This window comes from Acinetobacter sp. AOR41_HL, from assembly GCF_027854645.1.
Lineage (GTDB): Bacteria > Pseudomonadota > Gammaproteobacteria > Pseudomonadales > Moraxellaceae > Acinetobacter > Acinetobacter nosocomialis.
The window spans coordinates 1-18733 of sequence record NZ_JAKTHZ010000006.1; the positions used below are offsets into that span (position 1 = coordinate 1).

Annotated in this window: 9 protein-coding genes and 4 pseudogenes; 7 read left to right on the forward strand and 6 right to left on the reverse strand. The window is 39.5% G+C overall.

Annotated elements, in window-relative coordinates:
- The 4 genes and pseudogenes from MKL35_RS19395 to MKL35_RS01020 all read left to right on the forward strand — a co-directional run.
- Positions 1 to 4152 (forward strand): annotated as a pseudogene (locus MKL35_RS19395) (beta strand repeat-containing protein); the annotation flags it as partial.
- A 105-nt stretch (positions 4153 to 4257) separates the two neighbouring features.
- Positions 4258 to 6981, forward strand: a pseudogene (locus MKL35_RS19400) (BapA/Bap/LapF family large adhesin); the annotation flags it as partial.
- A gap of 146 nt (positions 6982 to 7127) precedes the next feature.
- A pseudogene (locus tag MKL35_RS01015) lies at positions 7128 to 8782 on the forward strand (poly alpha-glucosyltransferase).
- A complete protein-coding gene (locus MKL35_RS01020) occupies positions 8779 to 10503 on the forward strand; it encodes a CapA family protein (RefSeq protein WP_270912588.1) in 1725 nt (574 codons plus the stop codon). The pseudogene MKL35_RS01015 and the gene MKL35_RS01020 overlap by 4 nt, the downstream one beginning before the upstream one ends.
- Here MKL35_RS01020 and MKL35_RS01025 read toward each other — a convergent pair.
- Positions 10500 to 11216 carry a metalloprotease gene (locus MKL35_RS01025; protein WP_022575206.1) on the reverse strand — a complete coding sequence of 239 codons (717 nt, stop codon included), beginning with the start codon at positions 11214 to 11216 and terminating at the stop codon, positions 10500 to 10502. The genes MKL35_RS01020 and MKL35_RS01025 overlap by 4 nt on opposite strands.
- A gap of 79 nt (positions 11217 to 11295) precedes the next feature.
- Between MKL35_RS01025 and MKL35_RS01030 the strand changes: the two genes are divergently transcribed.
- Both MKL35_RS01030 and MKL35_RS01035 read left to right on the forward strand, forming a co-directional pair.
- Complete coding sequence (locus MKL35_RS01030) at positions 11296 to 11625, forward strand: MGMT family protein (protein ID WP_081404468.1); 330 nt, start codon at positions 11296 to 11298, stop codon at positions 11623 to 11625.
- Positions 11626 to 11650: 25 nt separating this feature from the next.
- On the forward strand, positions 11651 to 12397 hold the full coding sequence (locus MKL35_RS01035; protein WP_032011621.1) for a hypothetical protein: 747 nt from the start codon (positions 11651 to 11653) through the stop codon (positions 12395 to 12397).
- 37 nt (positions 12398 to 12434) lie between these two features.
- Here MKL35_RS01035 and MKL35_RS01040 read toward each other — a convergent pair whose 3' ends face one another.
- The 3 genes from MKL35_RS01040 to MKL35_RS01050 all read right to left on the reverse strand — a co-directional run bounded on the left by MKL35_RS01040 (position 12435) and on the right by MKL35_RS01050 (position 14132).
- Entirely contained in the window at positions 12435 to 12872 is a 438-nt protein-coding gene (locus MKL35_RS01040) for a universal stress protein (RefSeq protein WP_004885516.1), read from the reverse strand.
- Between the two features lie 122 nt (positions 12873 to 12994).
- Positions 12995 to 13627 carry a CatB-related O-acetyltransferase gene (locus tag MKL35_RS01045; RefSeq protein ID WP_002048504.1) on the reverse strand — a complete coding sequence of 211 codons (633 nt, stop codon included), beginning with the start codon at positions 13625 to 13627 and terminating at the stop codon, positions 12995 to 12997.
- A gap of 115 nt (positions 13628 to 13742) precedes the next feature.
- On the reverse strand, positions 13743 to 14132 hold the full coding sequence (locus MKL35_RS01050; RefSeq protein WP_002048554.1) for a RidA family protein: 390 nt from the start codon (positions 14130 to 14132) through the stop codon (positions 13743 to 13745).
- Between the two features lie 139 nt (positions 14133 to 14271).
- Between MKL35_RS01050 and MKL35_RS01055 the strand changes: the two are divergent.
- Positions 14272 to 14869 (forward strand): annotated as a pseudogene (locus tag MKL35_RS01055) (TetR/AcrR family transcriptional regulator); the annotation flags it as partial.
- Between the two features lie 68 nt (positions 14870 to 14937).
- Here MKL35_RS01055 and greA read toward each other — a convergent pair.
- Entirely contained in the window at positions 14938 to 15414 is a 477-nt protein-coding gene (gene greA, locus MKL35_RS01060; protein WP_002048557.1) for a transcription elongation factor GreA, read from the reverse strand.
- Between the two features lie 87 nt (positions 15415 to 15501).
- Positions 15502 to 18732, reverse strand: coding sequence for a carbamoyl-phosphate synthase large subunit (carB, locus tag MKL35_RS01065; RefSeq protein WP_270912596.1), 3231 nt, complete (start codon positions 18730 to 18732; stop codon positions 15502 to 15504).
- Between the last annotated feature and the right edge of the window lies 1 nt (position 18733).

Genomic DNA, 18733 nt, shown 5'->3' on the forward strand with positions numbered 1-18733 from the left:
CTTGGCACAGACGGCAGCTTTAATGCCCGTGTAGCATTGGGTCCAGATGCAGCGGTAGGTACTGTTGTGAATGTTAACGGCACTGACTACACAGTAAGTGCAACTGACCTTGGCAATGGCTATATCACCGCAGCAATTCCTGTAACTGCAGATGGTCCAATCACCATCCATGCACAAGCAGTGGATTCACAAGGTCATATCAGTAGTCCAGCAGATGTAATCGTGACTGTAGATACGCTTCCAGCGAACTTACTTGGAGCGATTACAGTACCGGATGACTTAAATGCTGACGGCATTATCAATGCATCAGAACTTGGCACAGACGGCAGCATCAATGCCCGCGTAGCATTGGGTTCTGACGCAGCGGTGGGTACTGTTGTGAATGTCAATGGTACTGATTACACAGTGAGTGCGACTGACCTTGGCAATGGCTATATCACAGCAGCGATTCCTGTAACAGCGGATGGCCCAATTACCATCCATGCACAAGCAGTGGATGCGCAAGGCAACATCAGCAGTCCAACAGATGTCACTGTAACTGTAGATACCACACCAGCGAACTTACTTGGTGCGATTACAGTACCGGATGACTTAAATACTGATGGCATCATCAATGCATCAGAGCTTGGTACAGACAATAGCTTCAATGCCCGTGTAGGATTAGGTCCAGATGCAGCGGTGGGTACTGTCGTAAACGTTAACGGCACTGACTACACAGTGAGTGCAACTGACTTGACGAATGGCTATATCACAGCAGTGATCCCAGTGGTTGCTGATGGCCCAATTACCATCCATGCACAAGCGGTGGATGCACAAGGTAATATCAGCAGTCCAACAGATGTCACTGTAACTGTAGATACCACACCAGCGAACTTGCTTGGTGCGATCACAGTACCGGATGACTTAAATACTGATGGCATCATCAATGCATCAGAACTTGGCGCAGACGGTAGCTTTAATGCCCGTGTAGCATTGGGTCCAGATGCAGCGGTGGGTACTGTCGTAAACGTTAACGGCACTGACTACACTGTCAATGCAACTGACTTGACGAATGGCTATATCACCGCAGCAATTCCTGTAACTGCAGATGGTCCAATTACCATTCATGCCCAAGCAGTGGATGCACAAGGTAATATCAGCAGTCCAACAGATGTCACTGTGACTGTGGATACAACACCAGCAAACTTGCTTGGTCCGATTACAGTACCGGATGACTTAAATGCTGATGGTATTATCAATGCATCAGAACTTGGCGCAGACGGTAGCTTTAATGCCCGTGTAACGTTGGGTCCAGATGCAGCGGTGGGTACTGTTGTGAATGTTAACGGCACTGACTACACAGTGAGTGCAACTGACTTAAGCAATGGCTATATCACAGCAGCGATTCCTGTAACAGCCGATGGTGCAATTACCATCCATGCCCAAGCAGTGGATGCACAAGGTAATATCAGCAGTCCTACCGATGTCACTGTGACTGTGGATACCACACCAGCGAACTTGCTTGGTGCGATCACAGTACCGGATGACTTAAATGCTGACGGTATCATCAATGCATCAGAACTTGGCACAGACGGTAGCTTCAATGCGCGTGTAGCGTTGGGTCCAGATGCAGCGGTAGGTACTGTTGTGAATGTTAATGGCACTGACTACACAGTGAGTGCAACTGACCTTGGCAATGGCTATATCACCGCAGCGATTCCTGTAACAGCGGATGGCCCAATTACCATTCATGCCCAAGCAGTGGATTCACAAGGTAATATCAGTAGCCCGGCAGATGTGACGGTAACTTTAGACGCTACTGCGCCGACAGTTGGTTTAAGTGATGTCACTACCAATGACAGTACACCTGAATTAACAGGTACAGTGAATGATCCAACAGCGACTGTTGTGGTGACTGTAAATGGTGTGAACTATACTGCGGTGAACAATGGCAATGGTAGCTGGACACTTGCAGACAATACACTTCCAGTGTTGGCTGACGGTCCGCATACTGTGACTGTGACAGCAACCGACCCTGCAGGTAATGTGGGCACAGGTAGCGCGGTCGTGACTGTAGATACTGCAGCAGCGAACTTGCTTGGTCCGATTACAGTACCGGATGACTTAAATGCTGATGGTATTATCAATGCATCAGAACTTGGCACAGATGGCAGCTTTAATGCCCGTGTAGCATTGGGTCCAGATGCAGTGGTAGGCACAGTCGTAAACGTTAACGGCACTGACTACACAGTAAGTGCAACTGACTTGACGAATGGCTATATCACCGCAGCAATTCCTGTAACTGCAGATGGTCCAATTACCATTCATGCCCAAGCAGTGGATTCACAAGGTCATATCAGCAGTCCAGCAGATGTAATCGTGACTGTCGATACTGTTCCAGCGAACTTACTTGGAGCGATTACAGTACCGGATGACTTAAATACTGACGGTATTATCAATGCATCAGAACTTGGCACAGACGGCAGCTTCAATGCGCGTGTAGCGTTGGGTCCAGATGCAGCGGTAGGTACTGTTGTGAATGTCAATGGTACTGACTACACAGTGAGTGCAACTGACCTTGGCAATGGCTATATCACAGCAGCGATTCCTGTAACAGCAGATGGCCCAATTACCATCCATGCCCAAGCAGTGGATGCGCAAGGCAACATCAGCAGTCCAACAGATGTCACTGTAACTGTAGATACCACACCAGCTGATTTAATCACTGCGATTACAGTACCGGATGATTTAAACATTGACGGCATCATCAATGCATCAGAACTTGGTACAGACGGTAGCTTTAATGCCCGTGTAGGATTAGGTCCAGATGCAGCGGTGGGTACAGTTGTAAATGTTAATGGCACTAACTATACAGTCAATGCAACTGACTTAAGCAATGGTTATATCACTGCTGCGATCGCAGTAACTGCAGATGGGCCAGTGACTATCCATGCCCAAGCAGTAGATGCGCAAGGCAATATCGATAATGCTACTGATGTCACAGTAACTGTGGATACTACGCCACCAGACATTAATGCTGCTGCAATTGCGATTAATCCGATTACAGGTGATAACATCCTTAGTCCGGTTGAGACTGCAGGAACAGTAAATATTACTGGAACAGTGACTATTCCTGCTGATGCAACTGTTACCTCGGTTGTTGTTAACGTTAATGGCACGGATTACACGGCTGTAGTAGATCCGGCGAATGGAACATGGACAATAGGTGTTCCTGGTAGCCAGCTTGTAGCTGATACTGATTTGACAGTTGATGCAAAAGCAACCTTTACGGATGCTGCTGGCAACAGTAGTAACTTGCAAGCTACTCAAAGTTATACAATTGCAAGTTCTTCTATCATTGCATATGACAACTTTGATACAGCTGTTCTTGCTCCACAGCCATTACAAATCGCAAATGATGCGGCTCTTGGTAGTAAAACTTACTTGGCGCTTGTATCACTTGCTGGACTTAACTTACAGCTTGGTTCTGAAGCGGTTAACTTTAATGTAGCTGCCAACCAAGAAGGTAATGCGACATTTACCTACAGTGCTTTAATAGGGGTTAATGCTCTATCTGATTACTCATTAGTTGTACAAAAATTTGATACAGCTACTGGTCAATGGACTTCTATATATGGCGGTGGTCAAGCAGATATTCTTCACCTGACTTTATTAGGTTCTACACCAGGTGTTGTTATCGATGGGCTTGAGCAAGGTCAATATCGTGCCTTTATGACTTATAACGGTCTGGCAGGTATTGGTTTACTAGGTACATTAACAGGTACTATGGACATTTATGATACAACTCAAATCGGTGGTTTCTATACAGAAGCTGCAGATGGTAATGTGATCGTAGATGTTAACTCAAACGGTCAAGCTGATGTCGTAACTCCAAATACAGTTGTGAGTGAAGTTAATAACCAACCTGTTCTTGCTAATGGCACAATCATTAATGGTACATACGGTACATTGGTGATTAACCTTGATGGTTCATACACTTACACTCCAAATCAAAATGCTTCTGGAGTTGGACAGGTTGATCACTTTGTATATACGTTAAAAGATTCTGTAACTGGTGATGTAGCTCAAGCAGCTCTTAACATTCAGTTAAGTTCTGTCAAAGCTGCAGATAACTTGGCAGTTGCTGAAATTAATCCGGAATCTTTACTTGTTGCGAATGACGTAGCACTTGGTAGTGCAAGTTATGTAGCTGCAATATCGTTAGCAGGTCTAGATTTACAGCTCCTTGGTAACCCAACAGTTGCATTCAATGTGGATGCTGACCGTCAAGGTACTGCGACATTTACATTCAGTGGTTTACTCAACGCTGGTGTATTGAATGATTATTCGATTGTTGTTCAAAAATATGATGCTGCAACAGGACAATGGGTATCTATTGGCGGAAATAACCCACAAGCGACTTTAGTTAGTCTATCTCTAATAGGAGGTACTCCAACAGCAGTCATTGAAGGGCTAGATCCAGGACAATATCGTGCATTTATGGGCTACAGTGGTCTACTAGGTGTGGGTATTGGTGGTACATTGACAGGTACAATGGATGTGTATAACCCATATGTTGTATCTGGATATTCAGTTGATCCGATCTCTGGTAACGTCATCAAAGATGCTGGTATTAATGGTGCAGTAGATGCTGCAAGTAATAATGCAGTGATCTCAGCAGTGAATGGAAATGCCGTTAACGCAACGGGTACAACTACAATCACTGGTACTTACGGTACGTTAGTCATTGATCAACATGGTAATTATACCTATACACCAAATGCAGATGGTCTAAACCTTGGTAAAGTTGATCAGTTCTCGTATACGTTACTAGACCCAGCAACAGGTAATACATCTCAAGCTGTCTTGTATGTCCACTTGGATAGTAACAAGGTTGCTATGACTTGGAATGCAGCAGATCCATCTCAGCCTGCAGTAATTACAGGTCATGTTCCAGTTGATGCAATGGATAACGTTGCTTCAGCAGCAATTGACATGGTTTACCCAACTACACAACAAGTTCTTAGTAACGCGATTAGTTATAACTGGTTGTTAGGAGTTGGCGGAGTCGTTATTGGGTCTAAACAAGGTACAGCAACCTTTAATGTAGCTGAAGGACATGTGTCTGAAGCCATTATCTCGGTTAACTTTGGTTCAGTAGCTACAGTTGTTGATGGTTTACATGTGGTATTAACACGAGTAAATCCAGACGGTACTCGTACAGTAATTGCAGATAGCGCGAATACTGGAGTGCTTGACCTATTAGGTATCTTTGGCTCTGAAGTGAAATTCAAAGTTGATAATTTAGGTTCTGGTAGCTATGAGCTATTTATGGAAAGCAATACGCTTCTAACAGCTCTGGGTAGCGTTACAGCAAGTATTACTTTGAATAATGGTGATATTACGCAAGTACCTAACTTGGTTGTAACTCCGGTTACAGGTAATGTTCTTTCAGACGACAACTCTGCTGTATATGGACCAAACTATACGCCAGACTATATTACGACTACGACAGTTGTGACTTCTGTCACTTCTGAAACTGGTAATACGCAGGCTGTAAATGTAGGTTCATCAACAGTTATTGTGGGTGCTTATGGTTCCTTAACGATTAATGCTGATGGTACTTATAGTTATCAAGCTACAGCGAACACACAAAATATAGGAAAAGTTGATAGCTTTACCTATACAGTGACAGACCCTGTAACTGGTAGAACAGACACAGCAACATTGCATATCCAAATTGGTTCTCCAGATGTGAATATCACTTGGAATAATGCTAACCCTGGTGCAGATGCGGTAATTCCGTTACCTGTAGCAAATGCTGATACTAATCATGCAACTGTTAGTATGAAACAAGTAACGGATGCTGTTGTTGACGTACCAAGTGGCACGGTAACTATTGGTAACCTTGCAGGCTTCCCGCCATTAACTGTATTAAGCAATACAGTCACTTCGAATCAATTCGTTATTGCTGCTAACACGGTAAGTGATGTTCATGTTGAATTAGACTATACGGCATCATTAAGCTTGTCGGCTCTTCCAACAACTGGTTATAAAATCCAGCAATTGGTGGGTTCAACATGGGTAGATACTGTTTACTCAGGTTCTGCGACAGCCTTGGCAGGAGTATTAGGTGCACCAGCATACTCAGCTGACATATCTCACTTATCTGCTGGTACTTATCGAGTGGTATTTAGTTTATCTAGTCTGATTTCTTTAGGAACTGTGACTCTAGATTCTGTAGTAACTACAAAAGCTACACATCTAGATCAATACACACCTGATGGTTTAACAGATTGGATTCACGGCAATATCTTGTTAGGCGATACAACTGGTGGAGTTGCAGATACTTCAGCTGCTTCTCAACTATATGTTGAAGTTACACCAGGAAATTACCAAATTGCTGCTGGTCAGGCGATCAATACTGGCGAAGGTACGTTGTATCTCTACCATGATGGTTCGTACTATTACAAACCACTTGATAGCGCGGCAAGTGCTACGATTGATACGATTAACTACAAACTCGTATCCGTGACTGGTGCAGAGTCAACTAGCACATTGACCATCAACTTAAGTCAAGAGTTGAATAGCCTAGCTGTAAGTACAGGAGCGAATGATACATTCACGCTTGGAAATGGCGCAGATACCTTGATTTACAATACGTTAACTGCGGCTGGCGTGAACAATCCAACAGGTGGCAACACAACAACTGGTGGTGTAGATACATGGACTGATTTCCATGTAGGTAATACAGCAACTGATAACCAAGCTGATAAGATCGATATTAGTAACTTGTTACTTACTCATCCGAACAGTTTAACTATTGGTCAGTATGTATCTGTAAGCTATAACGCAGCGACACAAAATGCCACAATTAGTGTAGACCGTGATGGCTTAGGTACGACTTACACAAGCACACAATTGTTGACGATTCATATAGATGAACCAAGAACATCATTAACGCTTAATGATCTTCTTAACAATGGTCAAATTATCTATTAATAGATAATTAACCAAATAAAAAAGAGAACCCTAGGGTTCTCTTTTTTATGTTTAAACAATACTTTAACCTAGCTTTTAGAGAGTTCATGCTATGATGCATTGAGAATTTTATAGAACAACAAATAACGGATAGGGACTTAATTCGAGTGGCGGTATTTTTAGACTTTAAAAGACAACTTAAGCTTTGGTTGGAACATTTCGCTCAGCATGTTCCAGACCTTCCGGAAAAAACAATTTTGTTTATATCATTTGGTCCTAAAGATCAAAGATGTAGTGTCTGGCATACCGAAAAAACAGCTTTTTCACAAGCAACTATACAGTTACTCGATTTTATTAATAGACAGTTTTCTCCAGATCAACTTCCAGACTATATAAAAATTGATGTTGCGTACAACCTAGAAAAACAAAGTTGGAGTCAAATAGAACAACTTGTTCATCATCAATTTCATAATAATCATTACCGCAGAGGAATTGCATTTGATGAAGCATGTTCGGTGGTTTTTCTGGAGCAAGAGATATATGGCAAAGCAATTATTCGAGGTTTGAGTTATGACAAACCTAACTTTTTTGATGAAACCAATCTCAACTATGCAATTAAGCAAAAATATAACGCTACTAAACCACAAATTAGACTACAAGAGCTGCAAGACATTTGGACCTTTGATACCTATGCAACTTTTTATGAAAATGGACAGTTTATTAATTTAGCAAGCCGTTATGATGCAAATGGTATTAGAGGTATTGCGACCAATAAGAAGCTGCATTTTAGAGAGCTCATTGAGAAAAATGCAGCGTTTTTGCACAGCCAGATTCAAGAAAATGGCAAATTCATTTATGGCTATTTTCCTGCCTTCGATCGAGATATCCGCAACTACAATACTGTACGTCACTGTACTTCGCTTTATGCACTATTAGAAACTTTCGAATTACAAGATAAACCTGAGTACTGGCCTAAAATTATTGCAGCAATTCAATACGCTCTTACTACTTTCTATAAAGAAAAAGACTCTAGAACTGCTTTTATGATTGATGGTAAAGAAGGGGAATTTGAAATTAAATTAGGTGCAAACGCAGCAGCTATTTTAATGTTAATGAAATATCAGGAAATTACTCAAAAAATAGATTATTTAAAATATGCAGAGAAACTTGCAAATGGTATTTTAAAATTAGTTGATTCAGATGGATTAACTACTCATGTATTAAATTATCCAGACTATGATTTAAAAGAAAGGTTTAGAATCATTTATTATGATGGAGAAGCAGCATTAGCTTTACTCAGGTTGTATCAAATAAATCAGGATAAAAGATTATTAGACACTGTTAAATTGATGTTTGAAAATTTTATTTATAAAAGATATGAAAAATATCATGATCATTGGTTAAGTTACTGTACCAATGAGCTTACAAAAATAAGTCCTGAAGAAAAATATTTTATTTTTGGTTTAAATAATTATTTAAAACATTTTATTTTTATTCGAAATAGAAAAACAACGTATGCAACTTTGTTAGAAATGCTAATGGCTGCTTATAAAATGGTAAATCGTTTAAAAGAGCAAGGCCATCAAAAACTTTTTGAACAAGCTTATATGCACGAATTAAAAAACTGATTACATTTCGGGCTGAGTTTCAAACCACAGGTTTTTTCTATCCGGAAATAGCGATGTACATGGCGCGTCCAGATAAAATATTGCATGCTTTTTATGTACGACATGATCGCTTTAGAGTAAGAATTGATGATCAGGAACATAACTTGTCTGGCTACATTGCCTACGTAAAAGATTTCGAAGGAGAGGAGATATGACTGATCCTCTATTTGAAATTAAGCTGCTAGCTGCTCTTGATCATGCTCAATTTGAAGAGGCAATTTGGACATTTGAAATTGATGGAGACATTTCTACTTTATTATTGATTGATTATGCATTAGAACAATTCCATCAAAAAAAAGTTCAAGCTGATAAAGTCTATCGGGTTTCTGAACAAAAAAATAAGAAAATTGGTGAACAATATTTGGGCTTGGAAAAAAATGAATCTTATACATTTGCCCAGCTTTTACAATTCGTAATTTTTACTCAGGCAAATGATGTTAAAGATGCCTTAAGCAATATACTGTTTGATTCCGTTGAGCAAGCTCAATTGATCTTGTCTAAGAGAGCGGAAAACTACAAATTAACTTTAAAAGCGCCTAATCAATTAAAAAATCTATTTTTGTTGGCAAAAAATATTTATAGCTATCCAGCCGAGCTAAAGAACCTTTTCTTTATCAAAACACTTTTTTTTAAAAATAAAGTATATCAACCGATTACGCCTTTGCTTGCTCATCCAGTACTCACCTCGGTTTTATATCTCTCACATACCTTTAGACAGATTTATATCACTTATTCCGAACAGAATCAGAGTATTGGATTTTTCTCTTTTTTAGATGATATTCACCGTCTTGAGTATTTGGTTCCGTACTACCATTTTTTTCAAGAAAAGTATGTCGAGGCAAAAAAATGTTCTTCTCAAACAGGCATTATCAATATTCTGGGAGATACCTATTTCGGTGAAATGTACACTGAAAAGCGTAAGTCTAGAGGACAAACAGATGCTTTACAGCAGTATGGATATCACTATTCATTTGAAAAAATACAGCCATTTTTAGGTAAAAATGACATAAACATAGCTAACTTTGAAGCAGTCTTTTCTTTAGAAAATCAATCGCCGTTAAAAGATAAAAAGCCATTCATTCTAAAAGCCGACGCTAAAAAAACATTAGAAGAGCTTAAGAGCATTCATTTGAATTATTTGGTGTTGGCGAACAATCATCTGAAGGATTATGGCGATGAAGGAGTAGCCCATACATTACAACAGTTGGATCAGGCGAGTATTGCTTATATTGGCGCTGGACTGAACCAAAAAGATGCTCACAATTACTTTGAAATAGCTTTTGAAGCTAAGCACTATACGATTTTTAATGGTTATTGGCATAGAGACAGTGCTTATCTAGACTATGATTTCTATGCACTAGGGTCAAGAAGTGGAGTAGCTTGTTTAAATGGTGTTTTACTTGAACAAATAATGCGTTATAAACAGAATCATCCAGAGCGCAAAATTATTGTTATTTGTCATTGGGGTATCGACTTTAAGCCTATTACAAAAGACCAAACTAAACTCGCGACTATTCTTACTCAAGCAGGAGCTGATCTTATAGTTGGTCATGGCGCTCATACTATTCAGCCAATCCAGATCATCAATCAAAAGCCTGTTGTGTTTAGTATTGGTAATGCTGTGTTTAATAGTGATGGAGAATATGAACAGCAAAATGCTTTGCCATTTGGTTGTATAGCCAAACTCGATTTGGCAAATGACTTACTTCGTCTTTATCCAATTTATACGGATAACTTAAAAACTTTTTGGCAGCCGTATCCAGTAGATATTGAAGATTTCTCAAAGGCCAGTACTTATATGACATCTTTACTGACCCATGAGAATTACATGGCATCCCAAGATAACTTGGGGAGATATGTTGAAATTAAATTTTAAGAATATTGTTTATAAGTTGATAAGATGGTTTGAAGCTGTGTCTGAGTAAACCCCAAATTTCTTAAGCCGCCACTGCCTAATTTACACTCAGCACTGGCCATAATATTGGTGGGGGTGGTTTTAGTTGCATTAGGTACACATACATGTTTTAAGCCGAAAGCATGGCCCATTTCATGAATACTACCCGCTTGAATATTGTAATTTAATCGATTCCAGTCTAATAAAATAAAGGGTTTTCCATTATTACGGAATGTACGACTAGTAACATCATCAAATTCTAAGTTTTTTGAATACGCATCGTATATAAAGACTATGACTTCTTTACGTGCTGTTCGTTTAGGAAAGCATGCATTCACGCTTGCAGGGATCGAGCCTATAGAAATAGGACGAGCTTGGTTTATTTCATTACCAAGTTCGCAATGCATTTTTGAAAAATCTTGGTAAGAAATATAACGGTTTAATTTGAAATTAAAGATTTTATTGCCTTGGTCATCTAAATAATATTTATTTAAGATGCGGACTTCTTTTCGCATTTGTGTAAGGTTATCAAAGCGTGCAGCAGAAGGATTGTCTGTAGTAAAAACGAAAGTAACTGGAACTACAGGTCTATTATTGGCAGGTTCCTCTGATAAATCTGGCGTTTGTAGAGGAGGGCGGGTCGTACAAGAAACACACAGAAGTGTCCCTGTAATCATCAGTAAGGTTTTTTTCATATTCATCGCAATGTCTCTGCATATTCTTTTAAAGAGATTTAAAGTAAATTTTTATATGATATGAACGATGTCAATTTTTATGGATTCCATTTTGACAACTCAGTATGAACTACATCGACAGATTTTAGAAGTCATTGCTCTAATTCCATATGGAAAAGTAGCAACTTACGGACAAATAGCACGTATGGCAGGGTTACCCAAACACGCCAGATTAGTAGGTTATGTTCTTAAGCATCTTGATGCAAATCATCAAGTTCCTTGGTACCGTGTTATTAACTCACAAGGTAAAATTAGCCTAAGTAAGTTTAATGAAAAAGGTGAAAATGTTCAGCAGTTAAAGCTTGAAGCTGAAGGAGTCTATTTGTTGAATGACAAAGTGAACTTAAAGCAATTCGCATGGCAACCTTAAAATTATTAATAGAGAATAAATACAAATGCAGAATTATAAATGGCAGAGTCTAGCCATATTACTACTAGGTTTAACAGTGCAATCGAGTTTTGCAGAGCAGGCTATTTCAGCTCAACCTTTTATAAATGTGAAAGTCTCATCACAAGATATACATTCGATTTGTCAGCAGTTAAGTCATAAATGTAGCGATGAAGCTAAGCTATGGAAAGTCAAAAACACACAAGATCAGATTTATTATTTAATAGATGAAACTCCACAACTTGCTGAAGTTAAAAAGCAAAATAATCAATATACAGTGCTGAATCAGTGGAATTTTAAAAATTATGAACATAGTAATAAAGAGCCACATTCTGATGATTTAGGCCCTAATGGACTCAAAATCTTTCCAGCACTATATCCACTCAATAAAAATGAGCATGCAATAGCAGTGCTAAACACATGGTTTACTGGTTATTCTGGAGGAGGGCGTTTTGAGGAAAACGCTGATTTTATTGAGCTTAAGTCTAAAGGTCAGTATCAAGTTGCCTTAAAAGATATTAATTTTTCTTCGAGTAAAATGATTCGAGCATGTTTTTCAGAACAAGAGTATAAGAAGTCACAGCATTGCTATGATGAAACATGGATGACATTAAATATTAGGTTTAAAGATATCGGTCAATCTTACTATTTATGGCAGTTAAATTATAAAAATTATTCTTGGGATGCTTTTAAAAGTAAAAAAACAATAACGGTTGAGCAATCAAGAGAAGACGTTATTCCTTTTAAAAAATAGGTGCCTATCTGGCCGAATTGAGCCAGACAGGCATTTTTTAGCGAACAATTAAAACAGGAATATGGCTTTCACCTAAAACTTTTTGTGCAACACTTCCTAATACAAGTTTTCGTACGCCTGTACGGCCATGAGAGCCCATTATAATCAAGTCAGCATTAAGCTCTTGTGCAGCTTGAATAATTTCTTCATGCACAACGAAACCTTCAAGTAATTTGGTTTCTACGCTAAGACCTTCTTGTAAAAACTGTTGTTTGGCTTGTTCTAAAATATCAAGTAAGTATGTTCTAGTCCGCTCAATTAGTTCATTGGTTTGGCCAGTCTTTACATAAAGATCTGCAATAATTGGATCAAGTGCCATGACCTGTACGATAGTAATTTTACTATTTAATGCTTTGCCAAGTTTGATCGCTTCTTTCATAGCGACCATAGATGTTTCAGAACCGTCAATTGGTACAAGAATATGTTGGTATAACATGAGAATGTTCCTTATTGTAATGATGCTTATTTATTCAATACTTTATACTTCTTTTCTTACGATTTAAATTCGGCCACGTAATCATTTGTGATTTTTAAACAAGAAAAACTTGAGAATATATTTTACTTATCTCTTAAATTTTCAATATGGATTGTTAAAGCGTCAATATCATCAGTTTGCAAATATTCACGCATTTTTAAAACTTGTTTTTCATCTAAATCATAAAGTTTTAAAGCAAGTAATTTGTCGATTTGTTCTTGAGGAAAACGGTATTTAATAACTTTTGCCGGAACTCCACCTACAATTGCATAGGGTGGGACATCTTTAGTGACGACAGCTCCAGTTGCAATAACAGCACCTTCACCGATTTTTACACCTTGCATAATCATGGCACGGCTTCCAATCCAACAACCATCTGCAATGATGGTGTCGCCAGCTGCTAAAAAACTGCGGGTATCAAAAGGGAAAGTCGAAATCCAGTCTGGTCTATGAAGCTGATTACCACCCATCATAATCACACACTCAGCCCCAAAACATACAAAATTACCAATATAAAGCTGATCGATTGGTTTATCGGGAGTAGATGGTTTGTCGTGTAAATAGCGTACGACACAGCGTTCAAAACCTTGATCCCAGTAGGCTGAGTAGTAAGAATAATTACCTTTAATATGGATATTCGGATTTTTTACAGTTTTGGAAATAAATTCAAATTCGCACCAATGGCGGACAGGGGAGCTAATTAACTTTTCAGCCATAAGGAAGATATAAAAAAGGGAATAAGTCATTATACCGAATTGCGATTCAAGCTGAACCAATAATCTCAGTTCAGCTAATGAATCGAATACTAAAGCACGTACTAATTTGTCTTCATTACTTATGAGGAATACGTGCAATGACTTTAATTTCAAAATCAAAACCCGCTAACCAAGTTACGCCAACAGCTGTCCAGTTGGGATAAGGCTTTTGTGTAAAGATTTGATTTTTAACCTTCATAATACTTTCAAACTGCCGTTCGGGATCTGTATGAAAGGTAGTGACATCAATAATATCATCGAAAGTGCAACCTGCTGCTTTTAATGTCTCTTCTAAGTTTTTAAAAGCTTGTGTTACCTGTTTTTCAAAATCAGGTACAGGCGAGCCATCTTCCAGGCTACCAACCTGCCCTGAAACAAAGAGTAAATCTTTCGATTGAATTGCGGCTGAATAGCCATGCTGTTCATATAAGGCATGACGATTTTGGGGAAATATTGCAGTTCTCATCAGGTTTGTTCTCCTTCAGTATTTAACTTCTAATCAATAAATGTCGGTTAATTTTCACATACGCCTCGTATGTAAACTTAATTGACATACGAGGCGTATGTCAATTAATATTTTTTGTGATGATTAGCTGGTGAAATATATGTCTGTTCGTGAAAGAAAAATGGCGGAAACCCGCAAAAAACTAATTGAAGTAGCACGTCATGCATTTGCGGAATATGGCTATACCGATACTTCAATGGATAAACTCACGGCCGAGGCAGGATTGACTCGTGGGGCGCTTTATCATCATTTTGGCGATAAGCGTGGTTTATTTGCAGCAGTTGTAGAACAAATTGATTCACAGATGGCCGAATATGCTCAGCAGCATCGAGAGCAGTTTGATGATCTTTGGGAAGGATTACTAGTTGAAGGGCAGACTTATATTCAAAATGCTTTGAAGCCTGAATTTCAGCGTATTGTGCTACGTGATGGCCCTGCAGTGTTGGGTGATCCGGCGCATTGGCCAAGTCAAAATAGATGTTTGCAGTCTACTCGTGAGTGCGTTGAACAGCTTTTGATAGAGGAACGAATTAAAATTGTAGATCCAGAAGCAGCAGCAGTGCTTTTAAATGGTGCTGCCATGAATGCAGCCTTATGGGTGGCTTCTAGTGAATATCCTGAACAGCTACTTCCTGAAGCATTAAATGCTTTTCAAATCTTTGCATCAGGTTTTTTAAAAGACGCATAGTGAATTTTTTACTATTTGTCTTAAATGTAAAAACCCCTCAATTGAGGGGTCTTATAGCCTAAGTATATCTAATTAAAATTAAAGATATTCTACACTTACAACTTCGTATTCAACTTCGCCTTGAGGAGTGGTAATTTTTACTTCATCACCTTCATTTTTACCCAAAAGGCCACGTGCAATTGGTGAATTTACTGAAATTTTATTGATTTTAAAATCAGCCTCATCATCACCAACAATCTTATAAGTCTTACGTTCTTCAGTATCAAGGTTTTCAATCGTTACCGTAACACCGAATACAACACGACCGTTTTGTTCTAAGTCTTTAACATCGATGACTTGTGCAGCACCCAATTTCCCTTCGATATCTTGGATACGGCCTTCACAGAAACCTTGCTGTTCACGAGCAGCATGGTATTCTGCGTTTTCTTTTAAGTCCCCATGTTCACGTGCTTCAGCAATCGCTTGAGTAATACGTGGACGTTCAACAGATTTCAGATGTTGTAATTCTTTCTCTAAGGCGATTTTACCTTCAGGGGTCATTGGATAACGTTGCATTTCGGTCCCTCTTAAGTTGAGAAAACACAGTTAAAAAAATGAAAAAATCCCGCCACCGATAAGGTGGCGGGACTTATCGGAAAAAAATTAACCTACAGTTAAATCTTGCAAGCGGTATACATCCATTGGCAATTTCACAGCAAAGGCTTGGCAAACTGCTTCTGCACCATTGATAGTCGTTGTGTAATAAACTTTGCCTTGGAGGGCAGCACGACGAATCATTGCAGAATCATATTGAGCTTGTTTGCCTTCAGTAGTGTTGACAATAAGGTGTATTTCACCATTTTTCAAGCGGTCAACAATATGTGGACGTCCTTCAGTTACTTTATTTACAGATTCACATTCCAAACCTGCTTCTTTAAGTACTTTATACGTTCCACCTGTTGCTACCAGTTTGAAGCCATAAGCTACGAACTTTTTAGCGATATCAGCAATATATTTCTTATCAGATTCACGAACAGATAAGAAAGCAATTTTTTCTTCGCCTTCAGTTGGTAGACCTGGTAAGCGATCATTTGAACCTAGAACGGCTTTATAGAATGCTTCGCCAAATGTTTTACCAACACCCATTACTTCACCTGTAGATTTCATCTCAGGCCCAAGCATTGGGTCTACGCCTTGGAACTTAGCAAATGGGAAAACAGCTTCCTTCACAGCAAAGTGAGTTGGAATGATTTCTTTAGTAAAGCCTTGAGATTCAAGTGATTGACCCGCCATACAACGAGCAGCTACTTTTGCTAAAGATTCACCAATACATTTTGATACGAACGGAACAGTACGTGATGCACGTGGGTTTACTTCAAGAACGTAAATATCGTCGCCTTTAACTGCGAACTGAACGTTCATCAAACCAACTACACCAAGTTCTTTCGCCATAGCAACGGTTTGACGACGCATTTCATCCTGTACTTCTTTAGAAAGAGAGTAAGGAGGGATAGAACATGCAGAGTCACCAGAGTGAATACCAGCTTGTTCGATGTGCTGCATGATACCGCCTATTACGACATCTTTACCGTCAGATACGCAGTCAACGTCAACTTCAGTTGCATCATCAAGGAAGTGATCAAGAAGAACAGGCGCTTCATTAGAAGCCTGTACTGCTTCACGAAGATAACGTTTAAGTTCATCTTCGTTATATACGATTTCCATTGCACGGCCACCTAATACATAAGATGGACGAACAACTAACGGATAACCAACTTTCGCAGCTTCAGAGATACCTTCTTCAGCAGATTTTACGATGCTGTTGTTTGGTTGGCGAAGCTGTAAACGTTGAATCATTTGTTGGAAACGTTCACGGTCTTCTGCGCGGTCAATGGCATCTGGAGAAGTACCGATAATAGGAGTACCAGCTTCTTCTAAAGCACGTGCTAATTTAAGTGGAGTCTGACCACCGTATTGTACGATTACGCCTTTTGGCTTCTCAGTACGTACGATTTCAAGAACATCTTCAAGTGTTACAGGTTCGAAGTATAAACGGTCAGATGTGTCATAGTCGGTAGAAACAGTTTCAGGGTTACAGTTCACCATAATTGTTTCGTAACCGTCTTCACGCATTGCTAAAGCAGCGTGTACACAGCAGTAGTCAAATTCGATACCTTGACCAATACGGTTCGGACCACCACCAATAACCATGATCTTGTCACGATTTGATGGATTTGCTTCACACTCTTCATCGTAAGTTGAATACATATATGCTGTACCAGATTCAAACTCTGCAGCACATGTATCAACACGTTTGTAAACTGGATAAACACCCAAGTTCCAACGTTGCTTACGGAATTGCTTTTGAGAAATACCCATAAGGTTCGCAATACGAAGGTCAGATAAACCTTTACGTTTGAACGAACGGATATTTTCAGCAGTTAGATCACCAAAACCTAAAGTTTTTACTTGAGCTTCTGTCTTAACGATATCTTGAATTTGGATCAAGAACCAACGGTCAATCTTAGTTGCTTCAAATACGTCACCTAAAGAGAAACCATGACGGAATGCATCTGCTACGTACCAAATACGCTCAGGACCCGGAACTTTAAGCTCTTTTAAAATGGTTTCTTTTACGTTTGTTGCACCAGCTTCGATTTTTTCATCGAAACCGCTTACGCCAACTTCAAGACCACGTAATGCTTTTTGTACAGATTCTTGGAAGTTACGGCCAATTGCCATGACTTCACCAACAGATTTCATCTGAGTGGTAAGAACTGGTTCTGCTTGTGGGAATTTCTCGAAGTTAAAACGAGGAATCTTCGTTACAACATAGTCGATTGATGGTTCAAAGCTCGCAGGAGTTACACCGCCAGTGATGTCATTTTTCAATTCATCAAGGGTATAACCAACAGCTAGTTTCGCAGCAATTTTTGCAATCGGGAAACCAGTTGCTTTAGAAGCAAGAGCAGACGAACGAGATACACGAGGGTTCATCTCGATCACAACCATACGGCCGTCTTTCGGGTTAATACCGAACTGAACGTTAGAACCACCTGTCTCAACACCAATTTCACGAAGAACCGCAACTGAAGCATTACGCATCAATTGGTATTCTTTGTCAGTTAATGTTTGAGCTGGTGCTACAGTGATTGAGTCACCTGTGTGAACACCCATTGGATCAAAGTTTTCGATCGCACATACGATAATACAGTTGTCGTTTTTGTCACGAACAACTTCCATTTCGTATTCTTTCCAGCCAATTAAAGATTCATCAATCAATAACTGGTGAGTAGGAGAGAGGTCGAAACCGCGTTCACAAATTTCAAGGAATTCTTCACGGTTATATGCAATACCACCGCCTGAACCACCCATTGTAAATGATGGACGGATAATTACTGGGAAACCAAAGCGAGATTGGATTTCCAATGCTTCTTCCATGGTTTCAGCAATAGCAGCTTTTGGACACTCTAAACCGATTTTGCGCATAGCGATGTCGAAGAGTTTACGGTCTTCGGCTTTTTCAATCGCTTCTTTCGTTGCACCAATAAGTTCTACGTTGTATTTCGCTAATACGCCATTTTCATCAAGTGCAAGCGCACAGTTCAGTGCAGTTTGTCCGCCCATAGTTGGAAGGACCGCATCTGGACGTTCTTTTTCAATGATTTGAGCAACAGTTTGCCAAGTAATTGGCTCAATGTAAGTTGCATCAGCCATTGAAGGGTCAGTCATAATGGTCGCTGGGTTAGAGTTAACCAAAATAACACGGTAACCTTCTTCACGAAGCGCTTTACATGCTTGAGCACCAGAGTAGTCAAACTCACAAGCCTGACCGATAACAATTGGACCAGCACCAATAATTAAGATGCTTTTAATATCCGTACGTTTAGGCATT